Source organism: Amycolatopsis sp. CA-126428 (genome assembly GCF_002904335.1).
In the GTDB taxonomy this organism is placed as follows: Bacteria; Actinomycetota; Actinomycetes; order Mycobacteriales; family Pseudonocardiaceae; genus Amycolatopsis.
Window position 1 is genome coordinate 73,517 of record NZ_PPHF01000152.1, and the last position, 26,965, is coordinate 100,481.

Below are 26,965 nucleotides of genomic sequence, written 5' to 3' on the forward strand. Positions count from 1 at the left end.
GCATGATCGAAGTCAAGACGCCGGACGAGCTGCAGGCGATGCGGGCCGCGGGCCTCGTCGTCGCCCGCACGCTCGCGGCGGTGCGCGCCGCGGCGAAGCCGGGCGTCAGCACCGCCGAGCTCGACGAGCTGGCCGAGCAGACGATCCGGGACGCCGGCGCGGTGCCGTCGTTCAAGGGCTACCACGGTTTCCCGGCGTCGATCTGCGCTTCGGTGAACGAGCAGATCGTCCACGGCATCCCGGCGAAGTCCCAGGTGCTGGCCGACGGCGACATCATCTCCGTCGACTGCGGGGCCATCCTCGACGGCTGGCACGGTGACTCCGCCGTGACGCTGGCCATCGGCCAGGTCTCCGACGCCGACCTCGCGCTGTCCGCGGCGACCGAGGCGGCGATGTGGGCCGGGATCGAGGCGGTCACCGCCGGCGGCCGGCTCACCGACATCTCCTACGCCGTCCAGTCCGCCGCCGAGCGCGCGGGCCGCGACGACGGCATCGAGTACGGGATGATCGTCGAGTACGGCGGCCACGGCATCGGCCGCGAGATGCACATGGACCCGTTCCTGCCCAACGTCGGCAAGCCCGGCAAGGGCCCGCGGCTGAAGCCCGGCATGGCGCTGGCGATCGAGCCGATGCTCACCGGCGGTGGCGGCGAGACCCGCGAGCTGGACGACGGCTGGACGGTCGTCACGGCCGACGGCTCCCGCGCTGCGCACTGGGAGCACACCGTCGCGATCACCGAAGACGGTCCCTGGGTGCTCACCGCGGCTGAAGACGCCTGACCTGCGCAAACGCCCTCGTGAGTGGTAAGGCGTGTTCTAACCCTCTTTACCACTCACGACCGCTGTCGCCCGTTCGCTTACCATGGTCACCCCGGTTTGGGGGTCGCGACACGAGTTGCGTACACTGTCAAGTCGGCGCACTTATCGCGCCCGGATCCTGCGCGCTCGTGAATTCACGGTCTACTGGGACTCGGGCACCGGTGTGCCGACGCACCGCCCAACCAGCACTAGTGCTCCGGTTGGTCACAGACTGTAGCGACAGACAGTGTCGACAAAGGAAATGCGGAGGACATGGCGAAGAAAGACGGGGCCATCGAGGTCGAAGGCCGCGTAGTCGAGCCGCTCCCCAACGCGATGTTCCGCGTCGAGTTGGAGAACGGCCACAAGGTCCTGGCACACATCAGCGGCAAGATGCGGCAGCACTACATCCGCATCCTGCCCGAGGACAGGGTTGTCGTGGAGCTCTCGCCCTACGACCTCTCTCGTGGTCGCATCGTCTACCGCTACAAGTGATCACGAAGAGCAGCTACTAGGAGAGCAGAAGACGTGAAGGTCCAGCCGAGCGTCAAGAAGATCTGCGACAAGTGCAAGGTGATCCGCCGTCACGGCCGGATCATGGTGATCTGCGAGAACCTGCGGCACAAGCAGCGGCAGGGCTGATTGCCAAGCACTCGACCAGAGTGGCTTGACGGCTACACAACCTCCCCGCACCTGCCGGTTCACGCGAGTGAAGCGGTTCACCCCCGGGCTTCAGGCCGGGGCCGGGACACCCGAAGCGCAAGCCGAGGGCACGACAGGCGAGTCGGTCCCGGAACCGGACGGGGAGCAGACCTGAAGATGAAACCGAAGAAGGAGCATCAACGCCAATGGCACGACTCGCTGGCGTAGACCTCCCCCGCGAAAAGCGGTTGGAGATCGCGCTTACCTACATCTACGGCATCGGCCGTACCCGCTCGAAGCAGCTCATCAAGGCTGCCGAGCTCAACGCGGACACCCGCGTCAAAGACCTCAGCGATGACGACCTCGCGAAGCTGCGTGTGTACATCGAAGAGAACTTCAAGGTCGAGGGTGACCTTCGCCGTGAGGTGAACGCCGACATCCGTCGGAAGATCGAGATCGGGTGCTACGAGGGCCTTCGCTGGCGCCGCGGACTTCCCGTCCGTGGTCAGCGCACGAAGACCAACGCCCGTACCCGCAAGGGTCCGAAGAAGACGGTCGCCGGCAAGAAGAAGGCTGGCAAGAAGTGAGCGTCCAGGGCAAGAAGGTCGTGCAGATGGGTGGCGTTCAGCGCCGCGGCTCGGCTTGTGTCTCGCCCAAGGCGCTCTACGCCCGCCCGATGGCGCTCCGCAACCTGTACACCGACGCCGGTTCGATCATCCGGCGCGGACAGGCCGAAGCGGTCGCCGCTCACCAAGAGAACGCGCGCTAACAGGAGATCCCTCACAACATGCCACCGAAGTCTCGTACTGCGGCCGGGGCCAAGAAGGTCCGCCGCAAGGAAAAGAAGAATGTCGCGCACGGTCACGCGCACATCAAGAGCACCTTCAACAACACCATCGTCTCGATCACGGACCCGACCGGTGCCGTGATCGCGTGGGCGTCGAGTGGGCACGTGGGCTTCAAGGGCTCCCGCAAGTCCACCCCGTTCGCCGCGCAGATGGCCGCCGAGAACGCTGCCCGCAAGGCCGCCGAGCACGGCATGAAGAAGGTCGACGTCTTCGTGAAGGGCCCGGGTTCGGGCCGCGAGACGGCGATCCGCTCGCTGCAGGCGGCCGGCCTCGAGGTCGGCACCATCCAGGACGTGACCCCGCAGCCTCACAACGGCTGCCGCCCGCCCAAGCGGCGCCGGGTCTGAGGAACGGGGAGGAGTAAGAAGAAATGGCTCGTTACACCGGCCCCGCGACGCGTATTTCGCGTCGCCTCAAGGTTGACCTCATCGGCGGCGACCAGGCTTTCGAGCGTCGCCCCTACCCGCCGGGCCAGCACGGCCGCGGGCGCATCAAGGAGTCCGAGTACCTCCTGCAGTCGCAGGAGAAGCAGAAGGCTCGCTACACCTACGGCGTTCTCGAGCGTCAGTTCGTCCGGTACTACAAGGAAGCCGTCCGGCGTCCGGGCAAGACCGGTGAGAACCTGCTCCAGATCCTCGAGTCCCGCCTGGACAACGTGATCTACCGCGCCGGCATCGCCCGCACCCGCCGTCAGGCGCGTCAGCTGGTGAGCCACGGCCACTTCCTGGTCAACGGCGTCAAGGTCAACGTCCCGTCGTACCAGGTCACCAAGTGGGACATCATCGACGTGCGGCCGAAGTCGTTCTCGATGCTGCCCTTCGTCGTGGCCAAGGAGTCCTTCGGCGACCGCCCGATCCCGGCGTGGCTGCAGGTCGTCCAGTCCAACCTCCGCGTGCTTGTCCACCAGCTCCCGGAGCGTGCGCAGATCGACGTTCCGGTTCAGGAACAGCTGATCGTCGAGCTTTACTCGAAGTAGTCCGGCCCCGGCTGGAGTACGGGCGGCGGCGCAACAGGTGCGCCGCCGCCGCGCCATCCCTTCGACGTCATATGGCGGGCGTCGTCTGGAAAGGAATTAGGAAGAAATGCTGATTTCCCAGCGGCCGGCTCTCGGCGAAGAGACGGTCAACGAGACCCGCTCCCGGTTCACCATCGAACCGCTGGAGCCCGGCTTCGGCTACACGCTCGGCAACTCGCTGCGTCGTACGCTGCTGTCGTCCATCCCGGGCGCGGCCGTGACGAGCATCCGCATCGACGGCGTGCTGCACGAGTTCACCACCGTTCCCGGGGTGAAGGAAGACGTCACCGACATCATCCTGAACCTCAAGGAGCTCGTGGTGTCCTCGGAAGAGGACGAGCCGGTCACCATGTACCTGCGCAAGCAGGGCCCGGGTGAGGTCACGGCGGCCGACATCGTGCCGCCGGCGGGTGTCACCGTGCACAACCCGGATCTGCACATCGCGTCGCTGAACGGCAAGGGCAAGCTCGAGATCGAGCTCGTCGTCGAGCGCGGCCGCGGTTACGTTCCGGCCCTGCAGAACAAGCAGGCGGGCGCGGAGATCGGCCGGATCCCGGTCGACTCGATCTACTCGCCGGTGCTCAAGGTGACCTACAAGGTCGAGGCCACCCGTGTCGAGCAGCGCACCGACTTCGACAAGCTGATCCTGGACGTCGAGACCAAGCCGTCGATCACGCCGCGCGACGCGGTCGCGTCGGCCGGCAAGACGCTGGTGGAGCTGTTCGGTCTCGCTCGCGAGCTGAACGTCGACGCCGAGGGCATCGAGATCGGCCCGTCGCCGCAGGAGGCGGACACCATCGCCGCCTACGCGATGCCGATCGAGGACCTGGACCTCACCGTCCGGTCGTACAACTGCCTCAAGCGCGAAGGCATCCACACGGTGGGCGAGCTCGTCTCGCGCAGCGAGGCGGACCTGCTCGACATCCGCAACTTCGGCGCCAAGTCGATCGACGAGGTCAAGCTCAAGCTCGTCGGCCTCGGCCTCGCGCTGAAGGACAGCCCGCCCGGGTTCGACCCGACCGCGGCTGCGGCCAGCTACGACGGTGAAGGCTGGTCGGAGGGTGTCGGTGGCATCGCCGACGGGATTTCGGACGGCCACGACGATGGCCAGGACTACGCAGAGACCGAGCAGCTCTAGGGCTCTGTGCCTGGACGCTGCGAGCTGAACTAGTAGGAGAACCAATGCCCACCCCTACCAAGGGAGCCCGGCTCGGCGGGTCGTCCGCGCACGAGCGGCTGATCCTGGCCAACTTGGCCACGCAGCTGTTCGAGCACGGCAAGATCACGACCACCGAGGCGAAGGCCCGCCGGGTCCGCCCGCTGGCCGAGAAGCTGATCACGAAGGCGAAGCGGGGCGACCTGCACAACCGCCGTCAGGTGCAGAAGGTCGTCCGTGACAAGGACGTCGTGCACAAGCTGTTCGCCGAGATCGGTCCGCACTTCGCGGAGCGCCCGGGCGGCTACACCCGGATCACCAAGACGATGGCGCGCAAGGGCGACAACGCCGCCATGGCCGTCATCGAGCTGGTGTCCGAGAAGACCGTGACGTCCGAGGCCGAGCGCGCTCGCAAGACGAAGTTCGCCAAGGACGAGAAGGCCGCCGCCCCGGTTGCCGAGGAGACCACCACCGAGGCTCCGGCTGCCGAGGAGGCTCCGGCTGCCACCGAGGACGCCGCGACCACCGAGGCTCCGGCCTCGGAGGAGACCGACGCCGACGCCAAGAAGGACTGACGTCCTGACGGCCGATTCGACACCGGACGAGCCCGCCACTCCCTTCGGGGAGGGCGGGCTCGTTCGTCTGCGCCTGGACGTCTCCTACGACGGCACGGACTTCTCGGGCTGGGCCCGGCAGCCGGGCCGCCGGACGGTCCAGGGCGTCCTGGAGGAGGCCCTGCAGCGGCAGCCACCGGGAGCCGCGGTGCCGAAGTCCGTCGTCGTGGCGGGCCGTACGGACGCCGGGGTGCACGCGACCGGCCAGGTGGTGCACGTCGACGTCGTGCCGCTCGCTCCGGGCTCCTCAGGCCGTGTCCCGGTCTCCGCCGAGGGCATCCCGGACCTGACGCGCATGGCGGGCCGCTGGAACCGCCTGCTGCCGGGTGACGTCCGGGTGCTGGGTGCCCGGGTCGCTCCCGAGGGCTTCGACGCGCGGTTCTCGGCGATCCGCCGGCACTACCGCTACCGCGTCTCGGACGCGCCGTGGGGCGTGGACCCGTTGCGCCGCCACGACACCCTGGCGTGGAACCGTCCGCTCTCGACGGACGCGATGAACGCCGCCGCCGCGGAGCTGCTGGGCCTGCACGACTTCGCGGCCTACTGCAAGCAGCGCGAGACGGGCACGACGATCCGCGAGCTGCAGCGCCTGGAATGGGCGCGGGTGGACGAGCACCTGCTGGAGGTCCGGGTCTCGGCGGACGCGTTCTGCCACTCGATGGTCCGCAGCCTGGTGGGCGTTCTCCTCCTGGTCGGCGACGGCCGCCGCACGGACGCGTGGCCGTCGAAGGTGCTGGAGAGCGGCATCCGCGACAGCGCGGTGGCTCCGGCCCACGGCCTCACGCTGCTGGGCGTGGACTACCCGCCGGACGAAGAACTCGCGGCGCGGGCCGAGCAGACCCGCAACGTCCGCACCTCACCGTCGTGAGTGGAAAAGAGGGCTAGAACCCTCTTTTCCACTCACGACCGCGGTGCGGGGAGCGGGCTCAGTCGCCGCGGCGGACCGGGCCGAGGAGCTGCTGCTCCTTGCCCGTGGTGACCAGGCGAAGCGGTCGCCAGAGGTTGCGGCCCAGGGCCACCGCCTGGTCGTCCTTCAACGTCGTCAGCTGGCGCATCATCTGGGGCGGCAGGCGCCAGATGCGGGCCGCCAGCTCGGCCTGGCCGGCCGGGAGGCGCTGCATCAGGACCAGATCCGCCGCGTTGGCCGTCGCGCCCGCCTGCGGGTGCAGGTACGGGAGCACGTAGACCGTCGTCTGCCAGGGCGAGCGGGGCGGGAACAGGTCCTGCGGCGTCGGGCCGCCGTCGGTCACCACCAGCAGCGGCGCGTCCTCCGACGGCCGCGGCAGCTCGACCGGGGACAGCCGGCGGATCTGCACCAGCGGCGACGGCCGCCCGTCGCGGCTGCCGGCCGCCCGGGAGAGCACCTGCCACTCGGTCGGGCGCCCGGTGGCGACGACGACCCAGGCGCCGACCGCCATCGCGCGCATGGCCACCTGGCGGGCCAGGTAGAGCCCGCCCACCAGCACGATCCGGGTGGGGGTCGAGCGCAACGCCGAGATGGTCAGCGGCTCGCCCTTGAGGCCCGAGCCGAGCACGATGCCGCCGCGGTCACCCGAAGGGCTGATCGCGTCGAGCATCGCGGGGTCGACGGTGAACTCCGGCGCCACACCGCTGTTCTGCCCGGCGTCACGGACGCGCGAACTCATGCTGTGCCTCCGATCGGCAACGTCGCGGCGAACGCGGAAACCTGCAGGCCGCGCAGCGGCGTCAGGGCCACCCCGAGCCGCTCGGACAGCCCCTGCAGCCGCTGGTCGGCGGCGTCGAGCTCACGCGGGTTCCGCGCGCTCAGCCGGACCACGCCGCGCAGCCCGATCTTGCCCTCGTCGGACGCCGGGGAAATCGACATCGCCAACGTCGCCGACAGCGCACGGACGCTCGTCAGCGCGTTCAGGCTGGTGGCGACCTTGCCCTTCGGCCAGCCGGTGATGGCGTAGCTCGCGTGGCCGATCCCGGCCGCGGTCACGCCGGACCAGCGTTCCTGCAGCGTCACCTTGGTGGGCGACCCGGCAACGGAGGTCAGCTCCGCGGCCGAAATGCTCGCCCGCAGCAGCTCGTCCGGGTCGAGCGGCCGCGTCGGCACGCCCTGGGACTCGAGTGCGTTGCGCACCCGCGACAGCGCGCCGATCAGCGCGCGGTGGGCGCCGACGACGCCGCCGCCGCGCTCCCGGATCGCCGCCGGGCAGCGCCGCGGGTCGAGCCGGATCGCCACCCACGTCGTGCGCCGGGCGGCCGCGGGCAGCGGCCCCAGCACCTCCATGTAGGAGCTCAGCGCCGGCGAGTCCGACGGCAGCGCCGCGCTGCCCGGGTAGCAGTGCCAGATCGTCTGGATCGAGTCGAGGACCACGCCGCGGTCCTCGAGGCAGGGGGCCAGCGCCGACAGCGGCAGGCTCGGTGCGCCATCGGCCTGGGTGATCAACGCCGGGGCCGGCTCGACGAGCAGCACCGCCGTCCACGTGCCGTCGTTCCACGCGAGCCCCACCTGCTGGCGCTCGTGGTCGACGCCGTGGGCGACGACGAGGTCCGGCACCGCGATGCGGAGCAGGTTCACGCGGGCGTCGTCGGGGCCGGTGACCGTGGTTTCTTCGGCGGTCATGGCTTCGACGGTGCTCGGCGGCAGCGGGTCCGCGACCCGGTCGTGCGAGCGGAAGGTGTAGCGCAGCGTCAGGCCGACCCACTGGGTGAACCAGCGCCCGCGCCAGCGCAGCAGCGCGACGATGAGGGCGAAGCCGACGATGCCGACGCCGACCCACTTGAGCGACATGTCGATCGCGAGCAGGACCAGGCCGATCGCGAGGCCGACTTCGAGCACGACGAGGTTGGCCACGGGCAGCGGGCCGAGGGTGACGCCGGCCGACCGCCGCCGCGCCGGCGGGGCCACCCGGGTCGCGCCGGACGGGGGAGTGGCGGGACCGCTGTCGTCGGGCCCCTGCGGGCCGCCGGGACCACCCGGGCCACCGCCGCCGGGACCACCGGGGCCGCCGGGACCGCCGCCGCCAGGGCCGCCGGGACCACCTGGGCCGCCGGGACCACCCGGGCCGCCAGGGCCACCCGGGCCGCCAGGGCCACCCGGGCCGCCGGGGCGTCCACCAGGACCACCGGGAACCGGGCCGCCGGGACCGCGCGGGGGCATGCCAGGGACGCCACCGGGTCCGCCTCCAGGTCCGCCGGGTACACCACCAGGTCCGCCGGGGCCGCCGGGAACACCACCGGGACCGCCGGGACCACCGGGACCACCGGGTCTGCCCGGCCGGGGCGGCGGGCCCGGCGGACGGCCACCGGGCGGCGGGGGCCCGGGCGGGCCAGGCGGACGTGGAGGAGTGGTGACGGACATCCGCGCTTTCTCTTCCCCTCGTGCTTGCTGCGTACCCGGAAGCCGGGTCCCGGGGAGCCCGACCCTAGCTGGAGTTGGTAGAAACCCCACACCAGACGGTCCCCGTACGGCTATCCTGCGGAACCGTACCGCGACGGGGAGAGCTGTAGGTCGAGAATGCCATCAACACCGACGACTAAGTCTCAGGTCCAGGCGTATCAGTTCGTCCTACGGCGGATGCAGTCGGCGCTGGTCCGGCGGGACGCCGTGATGCTGCACGACCCGATGCGCACCCACACGCGGGCCACCATCGTGGGGGTCGTGCTGGGCGCGCTCGGCATGATCGTGTTCGTCGTCTGGGGCCTGCTCAGCCCGGCGCCTTCGGTGCCCGAGGCCGGGAACATCGTGATCGGCGAGCAGTCCGGCACGGTGTACGTGGTGACGGGCAACCCGAAGAAGCTGATCCCGACGTTCAACCTCGCGTCGGCGCGGCTGTTGCTGCTGGCCCAGCAGAAGTCGACCAGTTCGGACGCGGGCGCCGGCGGTGCGGCCGCCACCCCGGCCCCCGCCGCGGCGAGCCCGGCGAGTGTGAAGAATCCCACGGTCGTTTCCGACGAGCAGCTGAAGGACATTCCGCGCGAGAAACTGACCGGAATTCCGGACGGACCGCAGCTGATCCCGACGGATTCCCAGCGAATTACCCCGAATTGGGCCGTCTGCGACCAGGTTCAGCTGGACCCGTCGCTGCCGAACCCCGACACCGGCCGGACCAACACCTACGTTTTCGGCGGCATCGCGCCGAGCGGCCTGGGCACCGAGCTGCGCGAGAACGAGGCGCTGCTGGCGAAGGCCGACAACGGGAAGACCTACCTCGTCTACCGGCTGCCGAGCTCCCGGAACCGGCCGAACGCGAACACCGTGCGCGCCGAGATCGACGTCGACAACCCGAATGACGCCGTCCGGACGGCGCTGCAGCTGCCGCCGGCGCCGCGCAAGATCACGCAGGGGCTGCTCAACGCGATCCCCGAGGTCGCGAAGCTGACGCCGCCGAAGATCGCCAACGGCCAGGTCCCGGCCGACTTCGACGGCCTGACCGTCGGCGACGTCTTCGCCACCCAGCAGGCCGGCGAGACGACGCTGAACTACTGGGCGATCACCCGCGGCGGCATCCAGCGGGTGTCCAACGCCGTCGCCGACATCATCCGCGTCGCGAAGAACGGCAGCTCCGGCCGGATCCAGACGCTGGGCCTCGACAAGCTCGCCGGGGTGCACACCATGCAGCCGGCCGACCCCGACTACATCGCGGTCGACGACTTCCCGCGCTCGGTGCCGACGGTCCTCGACGCGACGAAGAACTCGTCGGTCGCGTGCCTGGGCTGGTCGCTGGCGGGGTCCGGCCCCGACCAGGACGCGCACACCTCGGTGTACGTCGACACGCAGCTGCCCGGCCAGAAGAGCGGCGGCGAGAAGTTCGTCCCGATGACGGTGACCACGCCGGGCCCGAACCGGGTGCCGCTCAACGGCTTCTACCTCAAGCCCGGGTTCGCCGCGGTCGTCCAGTCCGCCACCGGCAAGGCCAGCTTCGGCAAGGGCCAGATCCAGCTGATCTCCGACCGGGGCGTCCGCTACAGCGTCCCGGACGCCCAGACCGCGGACGCGATCGGCATGAACAACCGGCAGCCGGCACCGGAGTCGATCATCGGGCTGCTGCCGACCGGGGCGTCGCTGAACACCCAGGACGTGCTGCGGCAGTTCGACGCCGTGCCGATCGACCCGAACGCCGGCGCGTACCCGACCCCGCAGCCCGGGAACTGAGCGGAACCGCCGGGCCGCGCCGGGCGTCCCACGCTCGAGGGTCTTTCTCGTGAGTGGAGGTGCCGTGGCCGGCTTGAGGATGGACGGCGTCGTCGTCGCCCGGTACGCCGAGACGGCCGACGCCGCCGCGGCCGAGCTGGACGTGGCGGCGGCCGAGGTCGGCGGGGACGTCACCGCGGAGTCCTACGGGACGCTGGGCGCGCAGATCGGCCTCGGCGAGTCCTACGGCCGCGCGTCCGGGGCGTTGCGGCGGCAACTGGCCGACGGCGCCGAGGCGCTGCGTTCGGCCGCGGAGGCGCTGCGGCAGGTGGCGATCCGCCACGGCGGGCAGGACGCGGAAGCCGCGGAGCTGATCAAGCGGGCCGGGAGGCTCGACGGATGACGACCGAGACCGGCTCCCCGGCGGCTTCAGTGCCGGTGCCCGCGGGCGAGGACATCACCGCGGCGGCCGAGCCGTACCTGGCGTACCTCACGGACCTGGCGCGGCAGCTGGGCGTCATCGACCCCGTCGAGACGTACTTCCGGCCGCTGCTCGGCCGCTGGGCCGACCTCGGTGCCGAAGCGGATCGCCTGCGCCAGGCGGCTTCGGTCGCGGCCGAGGTCTCGACCCGCCTGGACGACGAGCTCGGCCGGCTCGACGCGGGCTGGGAGGGCCGCGACGCGGACTCGTTCGTCACGTACATCCGCGCGGTCGGCGCAGCGGGCGGCGACCTCCACGAGGCGCTCGACACCCTGGCCGGCGCGCTGGACGAGCTGGTGACGACCGTGCGGCACGTGGTCGTCGACCTCGTCGAGGTGCTGGTGGACGCGGCGGAGCTGACGTCGGAGACGATGCTGCTCCCGGCCGGCGGCCCCAAGCGGGCGCGGGCCCAGCTGGAGGAGACGCAGGAGTCGGCGAAGGCGCTGCACGAGACCGCGCGCGACGTCATGGAGGCGTTCGACCGGCTGTGCGACGGCGTCGACGACCCGGACGCGGCGTCCCGCACCATCGAGATCCGGCACCGGTACCCGCCGGAGCGCTTCAAGCTGCACGACGACGCCCTGAACGAAGCGGGCGAGCAGGCCACCACGGACGCCACGGACACGGCTTCGTCGCCGTCCTCGGACGACGAGGTGATGACCCCGTCTTCGGCCGACGGCCAGGCGGAGGGCCGTCACACGGGCGCGGGAACCCCCGACCCCGCGCAGCCCGCCAATGCCGCCGCTCCTCAGGCGCCGCCCGCGGAGCAGGACCACAGCTCGTCAGGCGGGGTCCCGATGATGCCGATGATGGGTTTCGGGGCGTTCGGCTCGGGCGGCGGCCAGGCTCGCCGCCCGTCGAAGACGCGCCCGGTCACGAAGTCGTCCGACCTGCTGGGCGAGCCGGGCCTGGTCGCACCCCCGGTGATCGGCGAAGACGAAACCCCGCAGCCGAAGAAACCGCCGGCCCCGCCCGCGACGTGACCCCCTCAGGCCGGAACGGATCCCGTTCCGGCCCAGGGGTCAGCGGCGGGTGCCGGTTTCGGCCGGGCGGTTGCGGCGGATCGTGTGCATCACGAACAACGTGATCAGCAGGGCGAGCACGCCGCCCGCCGTGCCGGCCAGCGCCACGATCATCGGCGTCGAGCTGTGGTCGTTCGCCGGGGGGAGCTGGGCCATCTGCGGGGCGGGGATCGGCGCCTGGTTCCCGACCTCCGACGGCAGCACCTGCGTCAGCGCCGCCACCGGGTCGATCACGCCGTAGCCGACGAAGTTGTCGCGGCCGCCCGGGGCCGCCGGGTGCTGGGCCGTCTCCTTGATCCGGTTGACGATGCCCTTGGCGGTGAGCTTCGGGTACATCGCCTTGACCAGCGCCGCCAGGCCCGCCACGTACGGAGACGCGAAGCTGGTGCCCTGGATTTCGCTGGCCTTGTCGCCGTTTTCGAAGGTCAGGTTGGCCAGGCTGCCGGACCCCTCGGCGGGGTCGAGCGAGACGATCTTCGTGCCGGGCGCCGCGACGCCGACCCACGGGCCGTGCACGCTGAACGGCGCCACGCTGCCGAACTCGTCGATCGCCCCGACCGACAGCACGTCGTCGGCGAACCACGGCGGCGTCACGATCGTCTTCGGCTTCCGCGCGTCCGGCTGGTCGTTCTGCGGGCAGGTGTCCGTCGCGTTGCCGGCGGCGGCGACGATCACGATGCCGGCGTCCGCCGCGAAGCGCACGGCTGCCTGGACCTGCTGTTCGCCTTCGGTGATCGACCCGCTGGCCTGGCGGCAGTTGTCGACCGACATGTTGATGACGTCGGCCTCGTGCCGCTCGGCGATGCCGTGGATGATCTCGGCCAGGGTTTTCAGCGTGCCCGCGGTGCCGGCCTTTTCCAGCTGCCGCCCGCCGTTGGACTGCCCGGGCGACGTCCCGTCGCCTTCGGCGGCGCCGCCGCCACCCCCCGGCGGCAGTTCGGTGCTCGACCCGGACGGCGGGTTGGTGCTCGACGACGGCGGCGTGCTCGAGCCGGGGGTCGCGGTCTGCTTGGCGGGCTCGTAGTTCTCGCTGAGCTGGCGGTAGGAAACGATCGTGGCGTCCGGCGCGACGCCGACGAACCCGACCTCCGGGTTGTCCGGCTTCGCCCCGATGATCCCGGCGACCTCGGTGCCGTGGCCGTCGCAGTCCTCGAGCCCCGGTTGCTGGCCCTTCGTCGGCGTGGCCACGTAGTCGCCGCCGGACTTGAGCCGGTCCTGGAACCACGGGTGCTTCGTCACGCCGGTGTCGATCACCGCGACGCGGACGCCGCCGCCGGCGCTGCCCCTGGCCGCCTTGACGATCTCCTGCGCCTTGGAGATCTGCAGGTACTCCTGGCCCCACGGCCGGTTCTTGATCTGGATGTCCTGGCCGAGGGTGCTGCGCTGCACGCAGCCCTTCGTTTGCGTGTACGTCTTGTCGGGCTGGCGCGTGTCGGGGATCAGCTTGTCCATGTCGACCGGCGGCGGCGTCCCGAAGTAGCCGTCGGCCGGTGCGGCCTGCGCCCCCGCGGGCACGGCGAGCGTCAGCGGCGACAGGAGGCCGATCGTGCCGGCCAGCAGGGCCGTCGTGGTCCTTCGGGGGGCGCCGGGACGCCGTGCTGCAGCCATCGGAGAGTCACCCGATCCGGTCACTTGAAGTTCAGGTGCCGCAGGGTGGTGTAGAGGTCCATCACACCGAGGGCGAGGGGCAGCACGGAGGCGATGCAGATCGCTTCGATGATCTCCACCGTGCGCCGCAGCGGCGGCGAGAACCGCTGGTTCGGGAAGATCACGCCGACGACGAGCGCGCCCGCGGCGAGCAGGATCAGCACGCCGAAGACGTAGAGCAGGCGGTTCTGGGCGCTCGCCGAGATCAGCCAGCCGACGGCGATCCCGGTGGCGGAGACCAGGCCGGTGGTGAGCAGGGCGATCGCCTGGCTGCCGTTGGCGTACGCGCGGGCGCGCAGCAGCAGGACGAGCGTCGCGACGACGCCGAGGATGATCCCGAACGTCCCGGGCGCGCTCGCGGCGATGACCGCCGAGACGGCCACCGTGGCACCGCAGCCGACCATCAGGCCGGTCATGTAGTTGTGCGCGATCGCCGTGCGGCGCTCGATCGCCCGGTAGTCGGGGAAGCCGGAGTCTTCCTTCAGCTCTTCGGCGTTGCTCGGCACGTGCGGCAGCGGGAGCTTCGCGAGCCAGATCGTGGCGCGCGGCAGGATCGAGATGCAGGCGAGCGCGACCGCGACGGTGCCGGCCGCGATCCCGGCCGCCGGGTGCGCGACGAGCGTGCCGAACAGGAAGGCCAGCGCGCCGAAGGTGCCCGCGGTGGCCGCGGCGATGAAGGTCGTGATGCCGGCGCCGATGACCATGATGCAGACCGAGGCGACGATGATCACCAGGACCGCGCCGAGCAGCAGGTTCGCCCGCAGCGACAGCCCGGGCACGATGTAGAAGCCGCTGACGAAGGCCAGCGGAAGCCCACCCGCCGCGGCGATCAGCACGCCGGTCGGCTCGGCCTGGTAGCCCTTGGCGAGCGTCGCGCCGATGGCGACGCAGGCGATGGCGCCGATCCCGCCGGCGATGGCCGCGCCCAGCGCGCTCCCGCCGTAGAAGGAGCCGCTCATGAACAGCGCGACGGCGGCGGCGAACAGCGCCAGCCCACCGGCCACGTGCCCGAACCGGTTCGCGGTCTCCTTCGTCCACGGCCGGAAGCTGTCCGGGGACGACTCGGCAATGGCGTCGACGACGTCGTCGTACAGCGGCGGCGGCGGGTTTTCGTTGCGCTTGCGCAGCTGGAGCAGCTCGCCGTCGACCACCCCGAGCGAGGCGAGGGTGCGGCTCGGATCGAGCGGCGCGTCCCCGAGCTTCGCCAGCGCCCAGCCACCGTGGCGGGCCCCACCGTCGGGCGCGGTCTCCTTGGCCATGTCCAGCAGCATCGGCAGCAGATCGGCCACCGCGACGTCGGCGGGCAGCGCCACGTCGATCCGGGTGGACGGCGCGACGACCGTCACCCTGCTGAAAACTGTCGTGCCCGTAGCCACTGCACTGCCCCCGCTCGGTCGATACTGCTCGTGGGGAACTTATACCGAACCACGCCGCGGGCATCACCGAACGTCCGAAAATCACCGGCCACCGCAGCTCAGGGCCGCGAAGCCGACATTACTGTCGGTGCCGGGCCGTACACTCGCCTGACGACGATCGGGCAGCGTTTCCGGGGGGTTCCGGCATCCGGCGGAATTCCCGGGGGGCGTTCGATAGGTTGGTCGCGCACACCTTGCGCGGTGGCCGCCATCGTCGCGTTTGAATGAGGGGTCCTTCGATGAGCACGCTGCAGTTCAAGAAGTCGCCGCGGCTGGCGGCACCGCGGCCGCCGGGTGGTGAGGTGCACCTCGAGCCGCCGCCCGAGGTGCCGCGCGTCATCCCCGGGAACATCGTCATGAAGGCGCTTCCGGTCGTCATGATCGTCGCGTCGCTCGGGATGATGGTCTTCATGTTCCAGGCCAGCAACCGGAACCCGATGATGATGGCCATGGGCGGCATGATGGTCGTCGGCACGCTCGGGATGATGGCCGGCGGCGGTGGCAAGGGCGGCGGTGCCAAGCGGGCCGAGATGGACGAGGACCGCAAGGACTACCTCCGCTACCTCGGCCAGATGCGCGATCGCGCCCGCGAGGCCATGGTCGACCAGCGCGCCGCCCTCGAGTGGGTGCACCCCGACCCGCAGTCCCTCTGGTCGCTGGCCGCCAGCCGCCGGATGTGGGAACGCCGCCAGAACGACCAGGACTTCCTGCACCTGCGCGTCGGGCGCAGCTCGCACCGGCTCGCCACCCGGCTCGTCCCGCCCCAGACCGGGCCCGTCGACGAGCTGGAGCCGATCGCCACCCTCGCGCTGCGCCGGTTCGTGCGCGCGCACTCGATCGTCCCCGACCTGCCGACCCAGATCACCCTCCGCGGGTTCGCCGCGGTCAGCATGCAGGGCGACCGCGCGCTGACCCGCGGCCTCACCCGCGCGATGCTCGCGCAGCTCGTTTCCTTCCACAGCCCCGACGACGTGCTGATCGCGGTCGCCACCGCCGGCCGGGCGAAGGAGGAGTGGGAGTGGGCTAAGTGGCTGCCGCACGCCCAGCACCCCACGCTGTCGGACGGCATCGGCCAGCTCCGGATGATGGCCGGCTCGCTGGCCCAGATCGAAGACTGGCTCGACGAAGAACTGCGTGACCGCCAGCGCTTCTCCCGCAACGCCACGCCGGCGCCGGACCAGCCGCACGTCGTCATCATCATCGACGACGCCGAGGTCACCCGCGAAGAGCAGATCGTCCTGGAGGAGGGCCTGGTCGGCGTCACGCTGATCGACCTGTCCGACTCTCTCGGCAACCTCGCCGCCCGCCGCGGCCTCCGGCTGGTCGTCGAAGCCGACAGGCTGGGTGCGCGCAGCGCCGGCGGTGTCGAGTGGTTCGGCCGCCCGGACACCCTCAGCCTGGTCGAGACCGAGTCGCTGGCCCGGCTCATCTCGCCGTACCGCGTCGGCGGCGCCGCCGGCCAGGACGTCGGCGACGAAGAGCCGCTGCTGTCCAACCCGTCGCTGCTGGAGCTGCTCGGCATCCCCGGCGACCCGATGACCTTCGACGTCCAGCAGGCGTGGCGGCCGCGGCCGATCCGTGACCGCTACCGCGTGCCCTTCGGCGTCGGCGAGTACGGCCAGCCGGTCGAGCTGGACATCAAGGAAGCCGCCGCCGAAGGCATGGGCCCGCACGGCCTGTGCATCGGCGCCACCGGCTCCGGCAAGTCCGAGTTCCTCCGCACCCTGGTACTGGGCCTGCTGTCCACGCACTCGTCGAGCACGCTGAACTTCGTCCTCGTCGACTTCAAGGGTGGCGCGACGTTCATGGGCCTGGACAAGGCCCCGCACGTCTCCGCGGTCATCACCAACCTCGCGGACGAGGTCACGCTGGTCGACCGCATGAAGGACGCGCTGGCCGGCGAGATGAACCGGCGCCAGGAAGCGCTGAAGAACGGCGGCAACTTCAAGAACGTCTGGGAGTACGAGAAAGCCCGCGAAAACGGCGCGGACCTCGACCCGCTGCCCGCGCTCTTCATCGTCTGTGACGAGTTCTCCGAGCTGCTGTCGGCGAAGCCTGACTTCATCGACCTGTTCGTCGCCATCGGCCGGCTGGGCCGGTCGCTGCAGATGCACATGCTGCTCGCCTCGCAGCGCCTCGAGGAAGGCAAGCTGCGCGGCCTGGACTCGCACCTGTCGTACCGGATCGGCCTCAAGACGTTCTCGGCGGCGGAGTCCCGCGCCGCGATCGGCGTGCCGGACGCGTTCGAGCTGCCGTCGGTCCCCGGTGGTGGCTACCTGAAGTACGACACCTCGACGCTGGTGCGGTTCAAGGCGGCCTACGTCTCGGGTCCGTACCGGCCCGCCGGTCTCAAGGCGGCGGGCCCGGCGGCGACCGTGGTCCGCGCGGACAAGCGGCCGCAGCTGTTCGTCCCGGACTTCGTCGAGCTCCCGAAGGAGCCGGAACCGCAGTTCGTCGAGGCGGCGCCGAAGGAAGAGCAGCGGCAGTCCGAAGAGGCGGTCGAACCCAGCGAGCTCGACGTCATCGTCTCGCGTCTGGTGGGCCAGGGCCCGCCGGCGCACGAGGTGTGGCTGCCGCCGCTGAAGGACCCGAACTCCCTCGACACCCTGCTGCCGAACCTGAACCCGACCGACGACCGCGGCCTGTCCCCGGTCGGCTTCTTCGGCAACGGGCGGCTGCAGGTGCCGCTGGGCATCATCGACCGGCCGTACGAGCAGCGCCGCGACCCGCTGTGGGCCGACTTCTCCGGCGCGGCGGGCCACGGCGTGATCGTGGGCGGCCCGCAGACCGGCAAGTCGACCATGCTGCGGACGCTGATCATGTCGATGGCGCTGACGCACACGCCGGAGGAGGCGCAGTTCTACTGCCTCGACCTCGGCGGTGGCACGCTGGCCGGGCTGGCCGGCCTGCCGCACGTCGGCGGGGTCGCGGTGGCGCGGCGCGAGCCGGACAAGGCCCGCCGGATCGTGGCCGAGCTGACCACCCTGCTCACCGAGCGGGAAGGCCGGTTCGGGGCGATGGGCATCGACTCGATGACCGAGTTCCGCAACCGCAAGCGCCGCGGCGAAATCCGGCCGGACCAGGACCCGTTCGGCGACGCGTTCCTGGTCGTCGACAACTGGCGCGCCCTGCGCGACGACTTCGAAGAGCTCGAAACCACGATCACCCGGCTCGCCACGCAGGGTCTGTCCTACGGCGTGCACGTGATCATCTCCGCCAACCGGTGGGCCGACATCCGCCCGGCGATCAAGGACATGCTGGGCACCCGGTTCGAGCTGCGCCTCGGTGACCCGACCGAGTCCGACATCGACCGCCGCATCGCGGTGAACATCCCGGCCGGGCGGCCGGGCCGGGGCCTGACCCGCGAGAAGCTGCACATGCTGGGCGGACTCCCGCGGATCGACGGGTCCAGCGACCCGGAGACGGTCGCGTCCGGCGTGGCCGACGCGGTGGCGAAGATCAAGGGCGCCTGGCGCGGCCGGGTCGCGCCGCAGGTCCGCCTGCTGCCGGAGCTGATCACCTACGAAGACGTGCTCAAGCTCGACTCCGCCCGGGACTCCAAGCTCGTCCCGATCGGTGTCAACGAAGAGGACCTGCAGCCGGTCTACCTCGACTTCAACGCCGAACCGCACTTCTACGCCTTCGCGGACGGCGAGTCGGGCAAGACGAACCTGCTGCGGCAGATCGCCCGGGGCATCTCGGAGCGCTACACCGCCAAGGAAGCGCTGATCCTGCTGGTCGACTACCGGCGCACGATGCTCGGCTTCATCCAGGGCGATTCGCTGCTCGGCTACGCGGTTTCGGCCGCGCAGCTGGAGAGCATGGTCGGCGACGTCTTCAACTCGATGACGCGCCGCCTGCCGGGCCCGGACGTCACGCAGGAGCAGCTGAAGACGCGGTCCTGGTGGAAGGGCCCGGAGCTGTTCATCCTCGTCGACGACTACGACCTGGTCGCCACGTCGTCGAACAACCCGCTGCGGAAGATCTCCGACTTCCTGCCGCAGGCCAAGGACGTCGGTCTGCACCTGGTGGTCGTGCGGCGCACCGGTGGCGCGAGCAAGGCGATGTACGACCCGATCATCGGCAAGCTCAAGGAGATCGCGGCCCCGGGCATGGTGATGAACGGCTCGCGGGACGAGGGCGCGCTGGTCGGCAACATCAAGGCCGGCCCGATGCCGCCGGGGCGGGGCAACATGCTCACCCGCAAGTACGGCAAGCAGCTCATCCAGGTGTCGTGGATCCAGCCGGACTGATGGCGGCCGGACGCGCTCCCGGCGAGGTGGGTAGGTTCCTCCCCGAGGGCGCGTCCCGGCGGCGGGGCGCGGGGGAACGCGACGAAATGGGCGGGAGCTGCCGGTGACGGTCCGGGTTGCGGTGGACTTCGGGACATCGAGCACCTGCGTCGTCGCCTCGGTGAACGGGCGCGAGCCGCAGGTCGTGGTGATCGACGGCCAGCCGCTGATGTCCTCGGCGGTCTACGCGGCGGCGGACGGCACGCTGTTCGTCGGCCAGGAGGCCGAGCGGCAGGCGGCGGTCGACCCGTCGCGGTACGAGCCGAACCCGAAGCGGCGGATCGACGAGGGCGAGCTGCTGCTCGGCGAGAACGTCCTGCGGGTCACCGACGTCGTGCACGCGGTGCTGGGGCGCGCGGTGTCCGAAGCGCGCCGCCTGGCCGGGGACGCCGAGGTCGACCTGCTCGTGCTGACCCACCCCGCGGACTGGGGCGCGATCCGCACCCGGCTGCTGCGGCAGGCCGCGGGCGGGCTGGCGCGCGAAGTCGCGCTGGTGCCGGAGCCGGTCGCCGCGGCGGTCTACCACGCGGCGACGTTCGCGCCGCAGGACATGAAGGACGATCGCACCGTCGAGTTCAGCGGCCGCCCCGGCGAAGCGCTGGCGGTGCTGGACCTCGGCGGCGGCACGGTCGACGTCAGCGTGGTGCGCCGGCTGCCGCCGGACACCGCGCGGGACCGCGCCGGCCGTCCCCAGCGCGGCGGTTTCCAGGTGCTCGCCACCCGCGGCGATCCCGCCTTCGGCGGCGCCGACATCGACCAGGCCTTGCTGGAGCACCTCGGTTCGCTGGTTTCCGCGGCCGATCCGGACGCCTGGCGCGAGCTCGTCGAAGGCCGCGAGCTGGCCGACCGGCGCCGCCGCCGGGTACTGCGCCAAGACGTGCGAGGCGCGAAGGAGACGTTGTCGCGGCACGCCTACACCGACGTGCCGATGCCGCCGCCGTTCGCCGACGCGCACGTCACGCGCGAGGACCTCGAGCGGCTGATCACGGCGCCGCTGGGCCGGGCCGTCGAGCTGACGGTCGCCGCGATCGGCGACGCCGGTCTGCGGCCGAAGCAGCTCACGGCGATCTTCCTGGTCGGCGGGTCGAGCCGGATTCCGATGATCTCGCGGCTGGTGCACGAACGCACCGGTGTCGTGCCGACCAGCCTCGACCAGCCCGAGACGGTCGTCGCGCGCGGCGCGCTGCGGGCGGTGCTGGTGGACCCGGACCGCACCGGCGCGCTGCCCGGCGAAGCGATGGCCCGGCTGGGCGCGGCACCGGGCGGCGCCCTCAACCCGGCGGCGCAGCGCACGGAGGTCGTCCGCCCCGGCGACGTCGCCCCGCGCCCGGCACCGCCCCGCTCCGGTCCGGGTGGGTTCCCGAACCGCCCGGCGCCCCCGCCGTCGCCGCCGGCCAGCCAGCCGGTGGCCCGGCTGTGGACGCCGCCCGCCGGGCAGCCCGCCCGGCCGAACCCGCCGGGCCCGCCCGCCGGCGCCCGTCCCGCACCGGAACCGGCCGGGAAGAGCCGCCTCAAGCTGTGGGGCCTGATCGCGGCCGCGGTGGTCGTCGTGGCGGCGCTCGTCGTCGCCGGGGTGCTCGTGTTCGCGAACTCGGGGAACCAGGCCGAGAGCGGCCGGACGCTTTCGCAGTACGACTTCAAGTTCGTCGCACCGGAGGACTGGGTCCAAACCGACGACAGGGTCGCCGACAAGCAGGTCGTGATCCACCCGCAGGAGTCCCGTGACGGCAACGACCTGCTGGTCGCGCAGGAGTACGTCATGGACTACGACGCGACCGCCGACCCGCAGAAGCTCGTCGACGCGCTGAAACAAAGCGCGGAGCGGGAGTCGCGCTACAGCGCGTTCGACCCGAGCCTGTCGTACGCCGGCAAGACGGTGATCGGGTACCACGAGAGCAAGCCGGACCGGCCCGATCTCCAGGTCGACTGGTACGTCGTGGCGAAGGGCCGGATCCGCGTCCACGTCGGCTGCCAGTACGCGACGGCCCCGCTGCGGGATCGGGTCGCGGCCGCCTGCGTGCAAGCCGTGCGCACGGTGGAAATCCTCAACTGAGAGGAGGGCACGCGGTGCCGTCCGAAGAATTCGAAAGCGCCGCGGCGTCCTTCACGCGGATCGGGCAGGACGCGGTGACGCATTCCCGGCGGGTCACCGGGAACGCGCTCGCGCGCAGCCGGCGGCGGCGCGGCGAGAACGCCGAACTGCTGAAGCAGAGCGGGCGCGGCACGAAGTCCGGCGACCCCACGCCCGGCACGCTGCGCGCGGCCGCCGAGCGATTCCGCCGCGCCCGCGGGCTGGCGGTTCCCGCGGCGGCCGATCCGGTTCCTTCGCGTTCGCAACTTCCGGCGCGGATCCCTCGATCGGGTGACGACGACGAAGACTTTTCCCAGATGCGAATCATGCAGCGCGATCAGTGAAACCGCGCCACCGGTTGCTGTGCGCGTGCTAATCCCGCTGGTGAGGAACGCATTTCCGGGTGCTGCGCCACGGGTTCGGGGCGTTCTCCGGATACCCGCGGCGACCGGTTCCCGGTGCGGGCGTTCACGCAAGCAACTACTTCCGGGCAAACCACGACAAGGGGGAACCGGACATGGCAGTGTCTGCGTCGTAGGGCCGTACGAACGAACAAGCTTGGTACGGACAACCACCACTCTTATGAAGGGGGTACCGGTATGAGCGCCGGACAGGGATTCCAAGGAACAGTTGCCCAGTTCACCGATGCCGAGGGCAAGGTCACCGAGGTTCGGGCCCAGATGGACACGAACCTCTCGACGCTGCGCGACCGCATCGAGGCCACCCGCGCCGGCTGGCAGGGTGAGGCGCAGAAGGCGTTCGACCACGTGATGCTGCGCTTCGACGAGGACGCTCGTGGCATGAACCAGGCGCTGCAGCGCATCGGTGAGCTGCTCCGCGAGGCCGGCTCCAAGTACGAGCGTTCCGAGCAGCAGCAGCAGGAGATCCTCGGCGCCGTGAACCGCGGCTTCGACGCCCTCGGCTGAGCACCTTCCGAATCCTTTCCCACCACCCCAGCATCTTCAGCTCAAAAGGAGTAAGTCATGCCTGATGGCGCCGGCATTGTCGTCAATTACGCCACCATCCGCGCGGCCGCGGATGACTGCACGCAGACCGGGGGCGAGCTGCAGCAGGCTTTCGACCGCCTCAAGGACGACCTGAGGCCGCTGACCACCACCTGGACCGGTTCCGCCAAGGAGCAGTACGACGCCGCCCAGCGCAACTGGGACCAGAAGTTCGAGGACCTGAAGCAGGTTCTGGCGCAGATCGCCGCCGCCCTGCCGCAGATCGCCGACGGCTACCAGTCGACGGACAGCGCCGTCGAAGGCCTGTTCTGAGCCGGTAACCCCGGAAACCACGGCGGGCCCGCACTCCGGTGCGGGGCCCGCCGTTTTCTTTTGGGCAGCAGAGCTTTTGCGGGCGAGGAAAACTCAGTGCGGGGCGCCGACCTCGTACTCGGGCCGGTCGTTGAGCACCCGCACGGTCACCTTCTTCTGCTGCCCGCCGATCGTGACCGTGCAGTCGAACGTCGTCCCGTTGCGCGCGGCTTCGTTCGCCGGGCACTGCGCGTTCTTCACGTCCGGCTCGCCGTAGTTCTCGTTCAGGACCTTGACCACACCGTCCTGAAGGGACTGTTGCGCCAGGACGTCCCCGCGGAACGCGCCCAGCAGCCAAGCCGCGCCGCCGCCCAGCGCGAGCACCAGCACCGCCACGGCGGCGATCAGCAGCGGCTTCTTCGACTTCGGCTTCTTCGGCGGCTCGACGGCGAAAGCGCCGAGACCGCCGTACTGCGTGGGCTGGAACCCGCCGCCGTACTGCTGCCCGGGCCCGGGAGCCGGCTGCTGCTGTTGGGGCGTCGGCTGGGACGGCGGCTGCCACGGGCCGCTGTTCGGCGGCCCGGGCTGCCACGGCCCGGAGAACGAGCCCGACGGCTGCCCCGGGTTCCACTGGCCGGGGTGGGACCCGGTGGTGTCGGGGCCGGGGTGCGCGCCCGGGCCGGCGTTCTGCTGCCACTGCCCGGCGTGCGGGCCGGTCGCCTGCTGTTCCGGCGGCCACCCCGCGGGGGTGCCGGGCGGGTTCGTCGGCGGCTGCCACCACTGCGGCTGCTGCGGGCCGGGTGGCTGGGACGGTGGTGACGGTGGCGTCATCGGAGATCACCTCGGGTCGTGGGCACGCCTCAGCTGCCTTGCGCTTCGCCGAGCCGGCGGTAGAAGTCGTCCATCGCCGCCCGGTCGGGCAGCACCGTGATCTGGCTCGCGTCCGGCAGCTTCGGCATGTCCTGCAGGCTCGCCTTTCCGGTGAACCGGAATTCGTACTTGAGTTCGAGCTGGTGGCCGTCGCCGGCGAACTTGGCCTCCATCGCGAAGGAGGCGAGGCTGCCGTCCGGGTTCAGCGTGATGGTGGCCGGGACCGCGGCCTTCTTCAGCTCCGGCCCGATCTGGCCGGTGATGCTCGGCGGCAGGATCTCGACCTTGTCCTTGACGAAGATCCCGAACGGCACGTTCACCGTCAGCGCGGTCTTGCCGTCGCCGAGGCTCTTCGCCCCGCGGACGGCGCGCTTGTCGGCCTGGTACGCCTCCACGGCCGAGTCCGCCATCCGGCAGGGCGTCAGCACCCCGCCCCAGGCGCACGGCACGACCAGCCCGCCCTCCGGCTTCGGCATCGACACCCACGCCGTCGGCGAGACGCCCTTCTGCACGTACACCGGGCCGAGGTAGGTGTACTCCACCGTGCCGTCCGCGGGCGTGTACGTGTCGATGATCTCGTCGGGGTTCTTCTGCGACCGGTGCCGCACCGCGCGGTTCTCCGGGTTGCCGGTGCGCGCCGACGTCACGGTGCTGTGGATCCACTTGTCGTCGAACTTGAAGTAGGCGTCCAGCGAGTTGGTGACGTCGCGCGTGTCGGTGATGGCGTCGGAGAGCTTGCCGATCACCTGCTCGAACTTGGCGCCGACGTAGTCCGCCGCGTCGTCGCCCTTCGGCAGCGCGGTGCCCGCCTTCGCCTGGCCGCAGGCGCTGACCAGGGCCAGCAGGGCGCCCAGGACGAAGATCGCCGTCGGTCGTTTGCTCATGCCGTCCCCTGCTCGCCTGGTGCCGTCCGGATCGCCCCATCCTCGCGTGCCGCGGCGGTGCGTGCAGGCGCTTCGGCGCGAAAATCCGGTAGGGTCCCGGCTGCGCCCGGGCCGCTAGGAGCCTAATATGGGCGCTTCCACCACCCCCCATGCGCGGGTGCGGTGACCGTGGGGGTATCTTCATATGTCGTTGTGCGCTGCGGCGCGTAAGCGCTAGGCCCGCACAGAACCCACACGCAATGTTGACGACGAGGTAGACCCTTGCCCACGTACAGCCCCAAGCCCGGCGACGTCACTCGTGCCTGGCACGTGATCGACGCCGAGGATGTCGTGCTCGGACGGCTGGCGACCGAGGTCGCCACGCTGCTGCGCGGCAAGCACAAGCCGACCTACGCCCCGCACGTGGACACCGGTGACTTCGTCATCATCGTCAACGCCGAGAAGGTCGCGCTCACCGGAAACAAGCGCGAGCAGAAGTTCGCGTACCGGCACAGCGGTTACCCGGGCGGTCTGCGGAAGCGCTCGTTCGGCGAGCTGCTGGACACCAAGCCCGAGCACCTTGTCGAAAAGGTCGTCAAGGGCATGCTGCCGAAGAACAAGCTCGGCCGCGCCCAGGCGAAGAAGCTGAAGGTGTACGCCGGCTCGCAGCACCCGCACGCCGCGCAGCAGCCGCAGGCGCGCGAGATCACCAAGATCGCGCAGGTCGCGCAGTGAGTGAGGAACAGTCTGTGACCAGCACCGAGACCGAGACCCCCGAGGTCGTCGAGGCCCCCGAGGCGACCGAGTCCGGCGCCGTCGAGACCAGCGAAACCCCGGTCGCGACCAGCGAGACCCCCGCCGCGACCAGCGAAACCCCCGCTGCGACCAGCGAGACCCCGGTCGCCACGAGCGAGAGCGCCGCCGCGCCGCGCCCGTCGCGCGCCGCGGGCGGCAACGCGCAGACCGTCGGCCGCCGCAAGGAAGCCGTCGTCCGCGTGCGGGTCGTCCCGGGTACCGGCCAGTTCAAGCTCAACGGCCGCACCCTCGAGGAGTACTTCCCGAACAAGGTGCACCAGCAGCTCATCAAGGACCCGCTGGTCCTGGTCGAGAAGCCGGACTCGTTCGACATCTTCGCCAACCTCCACGGTGGCGGCGTCTCGGGTCAGGCGGGCGCGCTGCGCCTGGCGATCGCCCGTGCGCTCATCGAGGTCGACGCCGACGACCGCCCGGCCCTCAAGAAGGCCGGCTTCCTCACCCGTGACGCGCGCGCCACGGAGCGGAAGAAGTACGGCCTCAAGAAGGCCCGCAAGGCCCCGCAGTACAGCAAGCGCTGATCGCGCCCTCCAGGCGCGAACCACCGGAGCGCCCATCCGTCCATCGGATGGGCGCTCCGGCGTTTTTCTGGGTTGCCTCGGGCACCGTGTCGTTTCCGTGCCCCGGAGCGACATCATCGGGGTGGGGGAACGCGGTCCGCGAGGATCGCTAGGTTGTCGTGGTGGTCGCAGAAGGAGGTCGACAGATGGCACGCCTGTTCGGAACCGACGGGGTCCGTGGCCTGGCCAACGCCGAGCTGACGCCGGAGCTCGCGCTGGCGCTGGCGGCCAGTGCCGCCCGCGTGCTCGCCGCGCACGACCGCTCGCACCGGCCGGTTGCGGTCGTCGGCCGCGACCCGCGCGCCAGCGGCGAGATGCTGGAAGCCGCGGTCGTGGCGGGCCTCACGTCCGCCGGGGCCGACGTGCGCCGCGTCGGGGTGCTGCCCACGCCGGCCGTCGCCCACCTGGTCGGCGCGCTCGAGGCCGACCTCGGCGTGATGATCTCCGCGTCGCACAACCCGATGCCCGACAACGGCATCAAGCTCTTCGCCGCGGGCGGGCACAAGCTCCCCGACGGCATCGAGGACGAGATCGAAGCCGGCGTGTCCGCCGACGCCGTCCGCCCGACGGGTGCCGGTGTGGGGCGCGTCACAGACGTCGAAGACGCCCTCGACCGCTACGCCGCCCACCTGCTCGACGCCACGCCGAACCCGCTCGCCGGGCTCAAGGTGGTCGTCGACTGCGCCAACGGGGCTTCGTCGGCCGCCGCGCCCGAGGTCTACCGCCGCGCCGGGGCCGAGGTCGTCGCGCTGCACGCCGACCCGGACGGCATCAACATCAACCAGCACTGCGGCTCCAACCACCCGGAGAAGCTGCGCGAAGCGGTCGTCGCCCACGGCGCCGACCTCGGCATCGCGCACGACGGCGACGCCGACCGCTGCGTGGCCGTCGACTCCGCCGGCGAGCTGGTGGACGGCGACCAGATCATGGCGGTCCTGGCGCTCGCGCTGGCCGAGTCCGGCGAGCTGACCAAGGACACCCTGGTCGCCACCGTGATGAGCAACCTCGGCCTGCACCTGGCCATGAAGGCGCACGGCATCACCGTGGTCACGGCCGCGGTGGGCGACCGGTACGTCCTGGAGGAGCTGCGGGCCGGCGGGTTCGCGCTGGGCGGCGAGCAGTCGGGTCACGTCGTGCTCCCGGCGCACGCCACCACCGGCGACGGCCTGCTGACCGCGTTGCGCATGATGAGCCGCATGGCCGAGACGGGCAAGTCCCTGGCCGACCTGGCGGCCGTGATGAACCGCCTGCCGCAGGTGCTGGTCAACGTCCCGGTCGCCGACAAGGCCGCGGTCGCCGGCTCCTCCGAGGTCCGCACCGCCGTCGGCGAGGTCGAGGCCGAGCTGGGCGAGGAGGGCCGGGTGCTGCTGCGCCCGTCCGGCACCGAGCAGCTGGTCCGCGTGATGGTCGAGGCGCCGGCGCAGTCCACCGCCCAGGCCGCGGCCGACCGCCTGGCCGGCGTCGTCTCAGCGGTTTCCTGAGTCTGCCGCGGCTGTCGT

Annotated in this window: 27 protein-coding genes; 21 read left to right on the plus strand and 6 right to left on the minus strand. The window is 71.2% G+C overall.

Features of this window, described 5'->3' with window-relative positions; translation table 11 throughout:
- Positions 1-2 precede the first annotated feature (2 nt).
- The 10 genes from map to truA all read left to right on the plus strand — a co-directional run bounded on the left by map (position 3) and on the right by truA (position 5,940).
- The gene (map, locus tag C2L58_RS37770) at positions 3-779 is read left to right on the plus strand and encodes a type I methionyl aminopeptidase (RefSeq protein ID WP_103342421.1); all 777 of its coding nucleotides are present in this window, start codon (positions 3-5) and stop codon (positions 777-779) included.
- A 291-nt stretch (positions 780-1,070) separates the two neighbouring features.
- On the plus strand, positions 1,071-1,292 hold the full coding sequence (infA, locus tag C2L58_RS37775; protein WP_004558881.1) for a translation initiation factor IF-1: 222 nt from the start codon (positions 1,071-1,073) through the stop codon (positions 1,290-1,292).
- A 33-nt stretch (positions 1,293-1,325) separates the two neighbouring features.
- Positions 1,326-1,439, plus strand: a complete 114-nt coding sequence (gene rpmJ / locus C2L58_RS37780; RefSeq protein WP_004558882.1) for a 50S ribosomal protein L36 — start codon at positions 1,326-1,328, stop codon at positions 1,437-1,439.
- Between the two features lie 206 nt (positions 1,440-1,645).
- Entirely contained in the window at positions 1,646-2,026 is a 381-nt protein-coding gene (gene rpsM, locus C2L58_RS37785; RefSeq protein WP_034285908.1) for a 30S ribosomal protein S13, read from the plus strand.
- Positions 2,023-2,208, plus strand: coding sequence for a hypothetical protein (locus tag C2L58_RS37790; protein ID WP_013222623.1), 186 nt, complete (start codon positions 2,023-2,025; stop codon positions 2,206-2,208). The genes rpsM and C2L58_RS37790 overlap by 4 nt, the downstream gene beginning before the upstream one ends.
- A gap of 18 nt (positions 2,209-2,226) precedes the next feature.
- Positions 2,227-2,634 (plus strand): 30S ribosomal protein S11, encoded by a 408-nt coding sequence (gene rpsK / locus C2L58_RS37795; RefSeq protein ID WP_004558885.1) that lies wholly within the window; start codon positions 2,227-2,229, stop codon positions 2,632-2,634.
- 23 nt (positions 2,635-2,657) lie between these two features.
- Complete coding sequence (gene rpsD, locus C2L58_RS37800) at positions 2,658-3,263, plus strand: 30S ribosomal protein S4 (protein ID WP_013222624.1); 606 nt, start codon at positions 2,658-2,660, stop codon at positions 3,261-3,263.
- Positions 3,264-3,369: 106 nt separating this feature from the next.
- Complete coding sequence (locus tag C2L58_RS37805) at positions 3,370-4,440, plus strand: DNA-directed RNA polymerase subunit alpha (RefSeq protein ID WP_004558887.1); 1,071 nt, start codon at positions 3,370-3,372, stop codon at positions 4,438-4,440.
- 44 nt (positions 4,441-4,484) lie between these two features.
- The gene (rplQ, locus tag C2L58_RS37810) at positions 4,485-5,033 is read left to right on the plus strand and encodes a 50S ribosomal protein L17 (protein ID WP_103342422.1); all 549 of its coding nucleotides are present in this window, start codon (positions 4,485-4,487) and stop codon (positions 5,031-5,033) included.
- A 73-nt stretch (positions 5,034-5,106) separates the two neighbouring features.
- Positions 5,107-5,940: a tRNA pseudouridine(38-40) synthase TruA gene (truA, locus tag C2L58_RS37815; protein ID WP_103342495.1), complete on the plus strand. Its 834-nt coding sequence runs from the start codon at positions 5,107-5,109 to the stop codon at positions 5,938-5,940.
- A gap of 58 nt (positions 5,941-5,998) precedes the next feature.
- Here the strand turns inward: truA and C2L58_RS37820 are convergent, their stop codons facing one another.
- On the minus strand, positions 5,999-6,718 hold the full coding sequence (locus C2L58_RS37820) for a hypothetical protein (RefSeq protein WP_103342423.1): 720 nt from the start codon (positions 6,716-6,718) through the stop codon (positions 5,999-6,001).
- The gene (eccE, locus tag C2L58_RS37825) at positions 6,715-7,896 is read right to left on the minus strand and encodes a type VII secretion protein EccE (RefSeq protein WP_199191645.1); all 1,182 of its coding nucleotides are present in this window, start codon (positions 7,894-7,896) and stop codon (positions 6,715-6,717) included. The genes C2L58_RS37820 and eccE overlap by 4 nt, the downstream gene beginning before the upstream one ends.
- A gap of 663 nt (positions 7,897-8,559) precedes the next feature.
- Between eccE and eccB the strand changes: the two genes are divergently transcribed.
- The 3 genes from eccB to C2L58_RS37845 all read left to right on the plus strand — a co-directional run bounded on the left by eccB (position 8,560) and on the right by C2L58_RS37845 (position 11,640).
- Positions 8,560-10,197 (plus strand): type VII secretion protein EccB, encoded by a 1,638-nt coding sequence (eccB, locus tag C2L58_RS37835; protein ID WP_103342426.1) that lies wholly within the window; start codon positions 8,560-8,562, stop codon positions 10,195-10,197.
- 64 nt (positions 10,198-10,261) lie between these two features.
- Positions 10,262-10,579, plus strand: a complete 318-nt coding sequence (locus tag C2L58_RS37840; RefSeq protein ID WP_233226168.1) for a hypothetical protein — start codon at positions 10,262-10,264, stop codon at positions 10,577-10,579.
- Positions 10,576-11,640, plus strand: a complete 1,065-nt coding sequence (locus C2L58_RS37845; protein ID WP_103342428.1) for a WXG100 family type VII secretion target — start codon at positions 10,576-10,578, stop codon at positions 11,638-11,640. The genes C2L58_RS37840 and C2L58_RS37845 overlap by 4 nt, the downstream gene beginning before the upstream one ends.
- A gap of 39 nt (positions 11,641-11,679) precedes the next feature.
- On the opposite strand, the gene C2L58_RS37850 is transcribed toward C2L58_RS37845, so the two are convergent.
- Together C2L58_RS37850 and eccD are read right to left on the minus strand one after the other, a co-directional pair.
- On the minus strand, positions 11,680-13,287 hold the full coding sequence (locus C2L58_RS37850; protein ID WP_103342429.1) for a S8 family serine peptidase: 1,608 nt from the start codon (positions 13,285-13,287) through the stop codon (positions 11,680-11,682).
- 20 nt (positions 13,288-13,307) lie between these two features.
- Positions 13,308-14,672, minus strand: a complete 1,365-nt coding sequence (gene eccD, locus C2L58_RS37855; protein ID WP_103342430.1) for a type VII secretion integral membrane protein EccD — start codon at positions 14,670-14,672, stop codon at positions 13,308-13,310.
- 308 nt (positions 14,673-14,980) lie between these two features.
- Here eccD and eccCa point away from each other — a divergent pair, with 308 nt between their 5' ends.
- From eccCa to C2L58_RS37880, 5 genes are all read left to right on the plus strand, one after another.
- Entirely contained in the window at positions 14,981-18,994 is a 4,014-nt protein-coding gene (gene eccCa / locus C2L58_RS37860) for a type VII secretion protein EccCa (protein WP_103342431.1), read from the plus strand.
- A 103-nt stretch (positions 18,995-19,097) separates the two neighbouring features.
- A complete protein-coding gene (locus C2L58_RS37865) occupies positions 19,098-21,086 on the plus strand; it encodes an Hsp70 family protein (RefSeq protein ID WP_103342432.1) in 1,989 nt (662 codons plus the stop codon).
- 14 nt (positions 21,087-21,100) lie between these two features.
- Positions 21,101-21,448, plus strand: a complete 348-nt coding sequence (locus C2L58_RS37870; protein ID WP_103342433.1) for a hypothetical protein — start codon at positions 21,101-21,103, stop codon at positions 21,446-21,448.
- A 255-nt stretch (positions 21,449-21,703) separates the two neighbouring features.
- Positions 21,704-22,030 carry a WXG100 family type VII secretion target gene (locus tag C2L58_RS37875; RefSeq protein WP_103342434.1) on the plus strand — a complete coding sequence of 109 codons (327 nt, stop codon included), beginning with the start codon at positions 21,704-21,706 and terminating at the stop codon, positions 22,028-22,030.
- 57 nt (positions 22,031-22,087) lie between these two features.
- A complete protein-coding gene (locus C2L58_RS37880; RefSeq protein ID WP_103342435.1) occupies positions 22,088-22,381 on the plus strand; it encodes a WXG100 family type VII secretion target in 294 nt (97 codons plus the stop codon).
- A 93-nt stretch (positions 22,382-22,474) separates the two neighbouring features.
- Here C2L58_RS37880 and C2L58_RS37885 read toward each other — a convergent pair whose 3' ends face one another.
- Both C2L58_RS37885 and C2L58_RS37890 read right to left on the minus strand, forming a co-directional pair.
- Positions 22,475-23,191, minus strand: coding sequence for a DUF4333 domain-containing protein (locus C2L58_RS37885; protein ID WP_103342436.1), 717 nt, complete (start codon positions 23,189-23,191; stop codon positions 22,475-22,477).
- Between the two features lie 29 nt (positions 23,192-23,220).
- On the minus strand, positions 23,221-24,114 hold the full coding sequence (locus tag C2L58_RS37890) for a hypothetical protein (RefSeq protein WP_103342437.1): 894 nt from the start codon (positions 24,112-24,114) through the stop codon (positions 23,221-23,223).
- Between the two features lie 261 nt (positions 24,115-24,375).
- On the opposite strand from C2L58_RS37890, the gene rplM reads away from it, so the two are divergent.
- The 3 genes from rplM (at position 24,376) to glmM (ending at position 26,947) form a co-directional block, all read left to right on the plus strand.
- Positions 24,376-24,828, plus strand: coding sequence for a 50S ribosomal protein L13 (rplM, locus tag C2L58_RS37895; protein ID WP_103342438.1), 453 nt, complete (start codon positions 24,376-24,378; stop codon positions 24,826-24,828).
- A gap of 14 nt (positions 24,829-24,842) precedes the next feature.
- Complete coding sequence (rpsI, locus tag C2L58_RS37900; RefSeq protein ID WP_103342439.1) at positions 24,843-25,427, plus strand: 30S ribosomal protein S9; 585 nt, start codon at positions 24,843-24,845, stop codon at positions 25,425-25,427.
- 185 nt (positions 25,428-25,612) lie between these two features.
- A complete protein-coding gene (glmM, locus tag C2L58_RS37905) occupies positions 25,613-26,947 on the plus strand; it encodes a phosphoglucosamine mutase (RefSeq protein WP_103342440.1) in 1,335 nt (444 codons plus the stop codon).
- The last annotated feature ends 18 nt before the right edge of the window (positions 26,948-26,965 follow it).

Coding starts and splice junctions, on each gene's coding strand:
- map (WP_103342421.1), top strand. CDS start 3: ATGATCGAAGTCAAGACGCCGGACGAGCTGCAGGCGATGCGGGCCGCG.
- infA (WP_004558881.1), top strand. CDS start 1,071: ATGGCGAAGAAAGACGGGGCCATCGAGGTCGAAGGCCGCGTAGTCGAG.
- rpsM (WP_034285908.1), top strand. CDS start 1,646: ATGGCACGACTCGCTGGCGTAGACCTCCCCCGCGAAAAGCGGTTGGAG.
- rpsK (WP_004558885.1), top strand. CDS start 2,227: ATGCCACCGAAGTCTCGTACTGCGGCCGGGGCCAAGAAGGTCCGCCGC.
- rpsD (WP_013222624.1), top strand. CDS start 2,658: ATGGCTCGTTACACCGGCCCCGCGACGCGTATTTCGCGTCGCCTCAAG.
- C2L58_RS37805 (WP_004558887.1), top strand. CDS start 3,370: ATGCTGATTTCCCAGCGGCCGGCTCTCGGCGAAGAGACGGTCAACGAG.
- rplQ (WP_103342422.1), top strand. CDS start 4,485: ATGCCCACCCCTACCAAGGGAGCCCGGCTCGGCGGGTCGTCCGCGCAC.
- C2L58_RS37820 (WP_103342423.1), bottom strand. CDS start 6,718: ATGAGTTCGCGCGTCCGTGACGCCGGGCAGAACAGCGGTGTGGCGCCG.
- eccB (WP_103342426.1), top strand. CDS start 8,560: ATGCCATCAACACCGACGACTAAGTCTCAGGTCCAGGCGTATCAGTTC.
- C2L58_RS37845 (WP_103342428.1), top strand. CDS start 10,576: ATGACGACCGAGACCGGCTCCCCGGCGGCTTCAGTGCCGGTGCCCGCG.
- C2L58_RS37850 (WP_103342429.1), bottom strand. CDS start 13,287: ATGGCTGCAGCACGGCGTCCCGGCGCCCCCCGAAGGACCACGACGGCC.
- eccCa (WP_103342431.1), top strand. CDS start 14,981: ATGAGCACGCTGCAGTTCAAGAAGTCGCCGCGGCTGGCGGCACCGCGG.
- C2L58_RS37875 (WP_103342434.1), top strand. CDS start 21,704: ATGAGCGCCGGACAGGGATTCCAAGGAACAGTTGCCCAGTTCACCGAT.
- C2L58_RS37880 (WP_103342435.1), top strand. CDS start 22,088: ATGCCTGATGGCGCCGGCATTGTCGTCAATTACGCCACCATCCGCGCG.
- C2L58_RS37885 (WP_103342436.1), bottom strand. CDS start 23,191: ATGACGCCACCGTCACCACCGTCCCAGCCACCCGGCCCGCAGCAGCCG.
- C2L58_RS37890 (WP_103342437.1), bottom strand. CDS start 24,114: ATGAGCAAACGACCGACGGCGATCTTCGTCCTGGGCGCCCTGCTGGCC.
- glmM (WP_103342440.1), top strand. CDS start 25,613: ATGGCACGCCTGTTCGGAACCGACGGGGTCCGTGGCCTGGCCAACGCC.